Genomic DNA, 2518 nt, shown 5'->3' on the forward strand with positions numbered 1-2518 from the left:
GAGTGGGGGAGCGGGGGAGCGGGGGAGCGGGGGAGTGGGGGAGCGGAAGAATTAATATTTTCCCTTTACCCTCCTCCCTCTTCCCTCTTCGCTCTTCCCTAGCCCCTAGCCCCTAATCCCTAACCCCTCAATTAGAAGCTTCCGCCAATTCAATGACGCGACCTTCGACATCTTTGACCAAAAAATTCAGCGGTTTTTCGCGGCGAATTTTGTGTTTCAAACCTCGAACTTGCACGCGCAGCAGCACTTGTTCCAAACAGTCGCGATCGAAACACACATGACGTTGCCGATCTTTTTGCCCCAAACTTGCGCCAGAGATAACGTGTAACTGGGTATTCTTCTTTAACTGATACCAAAGACCCTCTGGTGCGTTCAACCCTTTGGTGGTGGAGAGGCTGGGATTGGCTGAGAGGTAGAGCGGGTCTATGCTAGTAGCACCCAGAGTTTGTTCGTAGTTGTAATAATAGTGCAAAGGTACTTCCGCCGCTGGCAGATCTAGCAGACCTTCATAAAACTGCCGAGCGATTTCCAAATCCGACACCATGATTGTATGGACTTTCGGCGCACTGGTGAGGAACATCCACATGGCACCTGCATAAGCTACCAGCAGCATCACCATGATGCCTTGGGTGGAAAATAGGCTATCCAGAGGCAGGGCGGGCAAAAATGAACCTAATAAAGAGGGCAAGGGCAGAGAAGGAATAACGTTAACTGCTAGAACCATGAACTTTAAGGGGTGAAAGATCGGTTGTACCTACCGTACTTGTCAGCATATACTTACCATCTTATGTCTTTTCAGTCTACCAAGTGGATGGGAGACTTGAGACTGCCGATTGGGAGACTTTTGACTTTTTCTAGCCCTCAGTCCCTAGTGTAGTATGGTGATCGATCGCGAGCGTAACTCAGCAAAGTAGCGGTTAAACTATTGTGCAAATTCCTCATTTTATAGAAAGCAATCATCCCTTAGTCAAGTCGCTGTCTCATCACAGCGATGGGGAACTGCTGACCCTGTTTCAGCGCCATCCCGAAGAGGGAAAATACTTTACGGCGATTTTCTGTCGCTACAGTCCGATCGTCTATACCTTAATTGCACACTCCGGACGATCGCCTGTCCAAGCCGATTACTTGTTTGCCATCACCTGGCGACATATCTACCATGCTTTAGGCGAACTCGATTTACGGGGCGCTGCGGTATCGGAGACGGAGAGTTTTAATCTGCAAAACTGGCTCATCAATATTACCGCTTTGTGTATCAATCAAGCGGAAGTGCCACCAGTGGAGTCAATTCACTACTCGTTGGAGGCTGCTTCGCCGCCTTTGTGGTGTTATACCCAGCAGGCGTTAGATATGATACCTCCTCTTCAGCGGTTAATTGTAGTGATGTCTCAGAGTTTCCACTGGAGTGAAACTCGAATCGCCGCTTATCTGCAAGCAGAGGGAGAAACGCTTTCTCCTACCGAGGTGAGAGAGTTGCTACAGACAGGGTTAAAAGAATTACAAAAAACTTTGCCTGCCGATATTCGTGCTATTTATTTAGGTGAAGAGGAAACTGTAGAAGAAGATTCTGAAATTGATATTCCGAGTCTTTTATGATGAGGGAGTCGGGCAGCGAAAAAATTAATATTTTTCCTGTTTCCATTTTCCCCTCTCTTCTCCCTCTTCCCTCTTATTTTTGACTTTTGACTTTTGACTTTTATTAGCCCACTCTCCCCCTCTTTCCTTTCTCAAAGTGCGTAAATTCTGCATTTTTCTACTTTTGCCTTTTTACTTTTTCGTTTTGGGTGCGGCTGACCTAAACGAACAACTGAACATCCCCAGAAACAACGGCACTCAAGGCGAACTTCGGGATGAAGCCGATCGCCTGGTACGATGGGGAGGGCAAGCCCAACGACAAGGCAATTTCGATAAAGCTATTCCCTACTGGTTGCAGGCGTTAAAAATTTATCATCGCATTGGCGATGTGCAATCCCAAGGTCAAGTTTACGATTTTTTGGGTTTGGCTTATGTTGCTTTAGGTGACTACAACAGGGCAGAAGATGCGTTGCGAAGACGGCTGGGTTTTGCCCGCGAAAATAACGATTTGCAAGGTCAAATTTTTGGCTTAAATAATGTCGGTACAGTGCTGCTGCGACGTGGCAGTTTGCCTGCTGCAAGGACAACATTTGAGGAGGCGCTGACAATTGCCCGTGGCGTGAATAGTCCGGCAGGTATCGGTTTATCGCTGAATAATCTTGGTTTGGTGGCAAGCGGTAACGGCGATTACAATCGAGCAATTAAACTTTACGAAGAAGCTGCCATTTATCGAACTCGCGCTGGCGATCCGATCGGCGAAGCAAATACGTTAAATAATTTAGGCGATGCTTACGCAGCGATCCATAATTTTAAGGAAACAATAGGCGCTTACGGTGCGGCGTTGAGTGTTGCAAAGTTAGCGCTCGATCGGCCCAATCAATTTCGGGCGATCGACGGTTTGGTGTCAACTTACTCTTCTGTAGGACAGTATACCCGTGCGATTGAA

Annotated in this window: 3 protein-coding genes; 2 read left to right on the forward strand and 1 reads right to left on the reverse strand. The window is 47.5% G+C overall.

What is annotated here, in order from left to right; genetic code table 11:
• Positions 1–127 precede the first annotated feature (127 nt).
• Entirely contained in the window at positions 128–724 is a 597-nt protein-coding gene (locus H6S82_RS28460) for a VOC family protein (protein ID WP_190473935.1), read from the reverse strand.
• A 203-nt stretch (positions 725–927) separates the two neighbouring features.
• Here H6S82_RS28460 and H6S82_RS28465 point away from each other — a divergent pair, with 203 nt between their 5' ends.
• Positions 928–1593, forward strand: coding sequence for a sigma-70 family RNA polymerase sigma factor (locus H6S82_RS28465; RefSeq protein WP_190473937.1), 666 nt, complete (start codon positions 928–930; stop codon positions 1591–1593).
• Positions 1594–1756: 163 nt separating this feature from the next.
• Positions 1757–2518 (forward strand): tetratricopeptide repeat protein (locus H6S82_RS28470; RefSeq protein WP_191057119.1); only part of this gene is annotated, 762 nt, incomplete at its 3' end.

This window comes from Planktothrix sp. FACHB-1355, from assembly GCF_014748295.1.
In the GTDB taxonomy this organism is placed as follows: domain Bacteria; phylum Cyanobacteriota; class Cyanobacteriia; order Cyanobacteriales; family Aerosakkonemataceae; genus Aerosakkonema; species Aerosakkonema funiforme_A.

What these genes read in the sequence shown, in the direction of transcription:
- H6S82_RS28460 (WP_190473935.1), bottom strand. Translation starts at nt 724, where the DNA reads ATGGTTCTAGCAGTTAACGTTATTCCTTCTCTGCCCTTGCCCTCTTTA.